At 65.1% G+C, this 5,292-nt stretch carries 3 protein-coding genes and 1 pseudogene; 3 read left to right on the forward strand and 1 reads right to left on the reverse strand.

The window, feature by feature from the left end:
* The first annotated feature begins 137 nt into the window (after positions 1-137).
* Positions 138-908 carry an IS21-like element helper ATPase IstB gene (istB, locus tag ABZ070_RS35070; protein ID WP_356639987.1) on the forward strand — a complete coding sequence of 257 codons (771 nt, stop codon included), beginning with the start codon at positions 138-140 and terminating at the stop codon, positions 906-908.
* A gap of 36 nt (positions 909-944) precedes the next feature.
* On the opposite strand, the gene ABZ070_RS35075 is transcribed toward istB, so the two are convergent.
* Positions 945-1,466 carry an IS5 family transposase gene (locus ABZ070_RS35075; RefSeq protein ID WP_356639988.1) on the reverse strand — a complete coding sequence of 174 codons (522 nt, stop codon included), beginning with the start codon at positions 1,464-1,466 and terminating at the stop codon, positions 945-947.
* A gap of 546 nt (positions 1,467-2,012) precedes the next feature.
* Between ABZ070_RS35075 and ABZ070_RS35080 the strand changes: the two genes are divergently transcribed.
* On the forward strand, positions 2,013-4,700 hold the full coding sequence (locus ABZ070_RS35080) for a LuxR C-terminal-related transcriptional regulator (protein WP_356639989.1): 2,688 nt from the start codon (positions 2,013-2,015) through the stop codon (positions 4,698-4,700).
* 264 nt (positions 4,701-4,964) lie between these two features.
* A pseudogene (locus tag ABZ070_RS35085) lies at positions 4,965-5,292 on the forward strand (transposase); the annotation flags it as partial.

A 5,292-nucleotide genomic window follows, 5' to 3' on the forward strand; every position in this document is an offset into this window, starting at 1 on the left:
GAACGCGGACGACTTCTGTTCTGCGGCGAGGTACGAGCGGGATCAGTTGCCGACATCACCCAAGCCCGGGATGCCGGCCTGGTCGACCTCCTCACTGCGCCAATGGGCTCAGCGCGGGTCCGACGATCGGAAGCCCGTTGAGCGAGCTGACCAGCACCCGCATCCGCACCACCGCCGTCAAGCTCGGCTTGCCGCATCTGGCCGAGGCCCTGAACCAGTACATCCAGCGGGCCGACGAGGCCAAGATGGGCTACCTCGACCTGATCGACCTGGTACTGGCCGAAGAACTCGCGGTCCGCGACGACCGCCGCTTCCGCAACGGGCTGCGGCTGTCGAAGCTGCCGCATCACAAGACGCTGGAGGACTACGACCTGTCCTTCCAGCCCGACCTCGATCCGCGCAAGGTCAAGGACCTGGCCACCCTCTCCTTCGTCGAGGACAAGGCCAACGTCGCTCTCCTCGGGCCGCCCGGGGTCGGCAAGACCCACATCGCCGTCGCCCTGGCTGTCGCTGCCTGCCGGGCCGGCTACTCGATCTACTTCACCAGCCTCGACGACATGGTCCGCCACCTCAAGGCCGCCGAGGACCAGGGCCGGCTGATGAACAAGCTCACCAGCTACCTCCGCCCCAGCGTCCTCGTGGTCGACGAGGTGGGATACCAGCCGCTGGAGCGAGCGGAAGCGAACCTGGTCTTCCAGGTCATCTCCAAGCGTTACGAGAAGGGCTCGATCATCCTGACCTCGAACAAGACCTTCGGCGAGTGGGGCCAGGTCTTCGGTGACGAGGTCCTGGCCACCGCAATCCTCGACCGCCTCCTGCACCACTGCGAGGTCGTCTCGATCAACGGCAACAGCTACCGGCTCAAGAACCGCCTCCAGGCCATCGAACGGGACACCGACGTGGCCTGAGCAGCGGTGCACATAACTTCGTACGTGGTGGTGCACTCAGACGAGTACGCGGACAGACGCTGTCGTGGCGTTGGCCCGGGGTGAGGAGGACAGCCAGTGGTCTGCCGCGGCCGTCGACGGCGAGATGGAGTTTGGTGGGCAGTCCTCCTCGGGATCGACCGAGGGCGTGATCGTCCGGTTCGTCCTGCCGGTGCTTCCCCCTTTTCGACCGGTGGCTGCGGCGTGCTGGTGGGCTCGGACGACGGTGGAATCGATCTGGACGAGCCAGTCAATGTCGCCAGCTGCATCGGCCTGGGCCTGGACCTGCTGCAGGGCTCGGGTGAACACGCCGTCCAGTGCGTAGCGCCGGAAGCGGGTGTAGACCGTCTTCCACGGTCCGTAGCGTTCCGGCAGGTCACGCAAGGAGATCCCGGTCCGGATCTTGTAGACCATCCCGTGGATGACCTGCCGGTCCTCCACACGAGGCCGACCTGTCGTAGCCCGCGGTATCAGGGGAGCGAGCAACTCCCACTGCCGATCGGTGAGTTCATGGCGGCGATTCACCTCACCATGATCCACCTTCTGATGATCTTTGAAGACGGACCCTAGTGCTGAATTCCGCTAGGTATAGATGCTGGTGGCGGGGTGATTCGCGTACTCGGGGGCGGGCTGCACAGACCCGCCCCTCCCACCCGACGACTACGCCGCCGATTTGTGCACTCCCTTTGAGGAATCCAGCACTAGCTAGGAGCAACGACGCCGGTAACTCAACCCCGCACTATCAGCGGCCGCTCCTCACATCGAGGTTCTGGACTCACACCGCTGGCGGTTCTTCACAGCCCGGCCCGACTGCTCGCACAACAGGCTGACACACCCGGACGAGAAGCCACCCGCCCCCTTCAAGATCGCGATTCGCTACAAACTCAAGAGGCCCGAAACACCACCACAAATTCCGCCGGCACCACTGGCTTGGGTGCGGCAAGCCCCTCCCCCATCAGCACCATGGACGTTACGCCAACATGATTGACGTTAACGACGGTGGGCGTGTTAGGTCGATCTGACAGCAGTCTTTGACATAGGCCGCGTAGAAATGCCGTTTCTTCCGAGTGCCGCCGGGAGGCTTTCATGGGTAGGCCAGCGAGGTCGTCGCAGTGGCCTTTGGTGGGTCGGGACAGCGAACTGGAGGCGTTCGAGAGGGCCTGGGCGGGCCAAGGGTGTCAGGGGATGGTGATCTGCGGCCCGGCGGGGGTGGGTAAGTCACGGCTGGCCGAAGAATGCCTGGCCAGGGCTGTGCGCGCAGGTTTCTCCGGCGGGCGGGCGACGGCGACCGCGGCGGCTGCGAAGGTCCCTTTGGGGGCGATTGCGCACCTGTTTCCGAACGAGGTGAACTTCTCCTCTCCAGCGAGGAGCTTTGCCGCAGTCGCCCGGGCGCTGGCAGGACCGAACGGTCAGCGCCGGTGGGCGCTGCTCGTGGATGACCTACATCTGCTGGACGCCACCTCGGCAATGCTGCTGCAGCAGCTGCTCCACACGGGTACGGTCCGCCTGATCGGCACGGTCCGAGCAGACAATCCGTCAAGCGATGCAGTCGATCTTCTGTCCCGTGGCGACGCACTACACCGGGTCAACCTGGAAACCTTTGACCAGGACCGGGTCAGGCAGCTGCTCCGGGCCGTGCTGCGCGGCCGGGTCGGGTGGCACACCGTGCTCACCCTGCACGAGGCCTCGGGTGGGAACTTGCTGTACCTGCACGAGCTGGTCCACGGCGCCCTGGCTGCCGGGACGCTGGCCAGCGACGGCGAGATCTGGGAACTGACCCACGACCGGCCTGTTGGCACCCCGCGGCTGGCCGAGCTGATCGGCGCCCGGCTAGCCGCCGCCGGGCCCGCGCGGCCGGTGCTGGAACTGCTGGCGTTGTGCGAACCAGTGCCGCTGACAGATGCCGAGAATGTGGCACCCCTGCAGACGCTGGCCGAACTCGAAAACGCTGAGCTGATCCACGTCCTCCGGGACGGGCGGCGCACCACTGTGGCCCTAGCTCACCCGCTATACGGCGAAGTCCTCCGTGCGAACTTGTCCGCTCTTCGTCGCCGTGTGCTGTTGCTAGCGCAGGCACAGCGGGTCCAGGAGTATGGTGCACGGCGTCGCGATGATCTGCTGCACATCGCCAGCTGGCACCTAACCGCCACGGGCACCGCCGACTCCAACCTACTCTCCCAGGCCGCTAAGCTCGCTTGCCGTGCCCACGACTACCCTGAGGCCATCCGCCTTCTCGCGGCGCTGCCAAGTCGTTCGCTCGCAACAGATCTGATGCTCGGGGGAGCCCTGCGCGACCTGGGGAAACACGAGGAAGCTGAAGAGGTTCTGAAGCTGGCGGCCCAGGCCGCGATCACGGAATCCGATAAGCTAAAAATCACGCTGGCTCGCACCGCAAATTTCCATTTGAACGCTCGCTTCGGTGATGCGCTGACCATTAATGACACAGCGCGTACCAAAGTCTCCAGCCCGGCTGGTCAGCACTGCCTCCTTATCAACGAGGGTGCAATACTGGCTCTTTCGGGAGATCCGAAGAATGGACTTGCCCTTCTAGAGTCGCTGGAAGCGGATGTTTCCCGTGCACCAGAGATCGAAACATGGGTGTATGGAGCCTCGAGGAAGATCGCCGCACTGGCTCTTGCCGGGCGCACGAGTGAAGCGCTTGCGCTTGGTGACCACGCCTACGCCACACACCAAAAACTCGCCGAGCAGGTGCTTCTACCCTCTCCTAATGTGCAACTGACCCCAAAAATTCTAGCGCTGTCGGAAGCGGGCCTTTTGGAGGAAGCTCGGACAGTGGGAAGGCAAACTTGCTTTGGCATGAAGGCAGTTCTGATACTTCGTGCGTGGGTAGCCTTCTACGTGGGCCGCGCTGAGCTCCTGGCAGGGCATCCGGCCTCGGCTCGCCACTGGTTTGCGGAGGCTATCGCGATGGCCCGCCGCCGCCACCACGTCCTCATCCTTCGGTTGGCGTTGACCGGGCTGGCGACGTCCATGGCATTGCTAGGGGACTCATCGGCGGCCGAGTTGTATCTGGCAGAAGCTGACACGTTCCCATATACAGGCTACCTTGCAGGTGAGGAACGACTGGGAGAGGCGTGGATACTTGCGGCTCGCGGCGAACAGGTCCGGGCCCGGTCGGTACTCATAGAAGCGGCCGCAACAGCTCACGAAACCGGTCATGTCACTTCCGAAGGACTGTTGTTGATGGACGTCGCCCGCCTCGGCGGTGCCAATGACGTCTCCGACCGGTTGGCCGAACTCGCCCGACAAAGCGACGGGAACCTCGCCCCGGCCCGGGCTCACCTGGCGGCCGCGCTGGCCGCCGACGCACCCGACCAGTTGCTGGCCGCCGCCGAGGAACTGGAAGCGATCGGCGCGGACCTGCTGGCGACCGAGGCGACCACCACAGCGGCCGCCGCCTGGCGCCGCGCCGGGCAGGCCCGCCAGGCCACTGCAGCAACCCAGCAGGCCCAGGCGCGGGCGGCACGCTGTCAAGGCGCCCGCACTCCGCTGCTCGCTCCCCCCGAAGCCACCTCAGTGCTCACTGCCCGAGAACTGGAGGTCGCTCTATGCGCCGCCGCCGGCACCGCGAGCAAGGATATCGCCGCTGCCCTGCACTTGTCGGTGCGCACCGTCTACAACCACCTTCAGCACGCATACGCCAAACTAGGTGTCACCAACCGCCGCGAACTCGCCGACACCCTCGGCACAAGGATCACCCGCGTCCCGTCCCGCGAGCCCGCCCTGGGCCACTGGTCTGGAGATGAAGGATGATTGCTGGTCAACGAGGTGACTGGGGGCGACCCCGATGCGGAGGTCGCGCATCAACCCACGCTTCGCTGCGTGCGTAGCGGCCGACTCGACGTCACGCTGCCGTGACCGGGACTGTAAATCGTTCGGTGTAACTCCTGATCATGGAGGGTGCATCGATGACCAGTGAGAACGTGTCCGATTCCGAGGCTGCCGAGCCACGAAAGCTGCGTCGGCGAGGGCCGTGGATGGCCAGTTGATCGACGAGTTGGTGGGTCGCGCTCAGGCCGAGGTCTGCAGCTGAGTGGGGAGGGCCGGCTGTTGCAGCAGCTGACCAAGCGGCTGCTGGAGTCCGCTCTGGAGGGCGAGATCACCGATCATCTCGGCTATGAGAAGCACGACCCGGCTGGTAAGGACGGCGGCAACTCCCGCAACGGCAAACGCTCCAAGACCGTGCTGTCCGACGTCGGCCCGATGGAGATAGCCGTGCCCCGTGACCGGGACGGTTCCTTCGAGCCGAACGTCAAGAAGCGGCAGAAGCGCCTGACCGGCATCGACGAGATGGTCATCTCGCGGGCCGCGAAGGGTCTGACCACCGGCGAGGTCCAGACTCACC

Origin of the sequence: Streptomyces sp. NPDC006283, assembly GCF_040613325.1 — a bacterium.
Classification (GTDB): Bacteria; Actinomycetota; Actinomycetes; order Streptomycetales; family Streptomycetaceae; genus Streptomyces.

Excerpts from the sequence above, each read along its gene's own strand:
- ABZ070_RS35080 (WP_356639989.1), top strand. The coding sequence starts at position 2,013 with ATGGGTAGGCCAGCGAGGTCGTCGCAGTGGCCTTTGGTGGGTCGGGAC.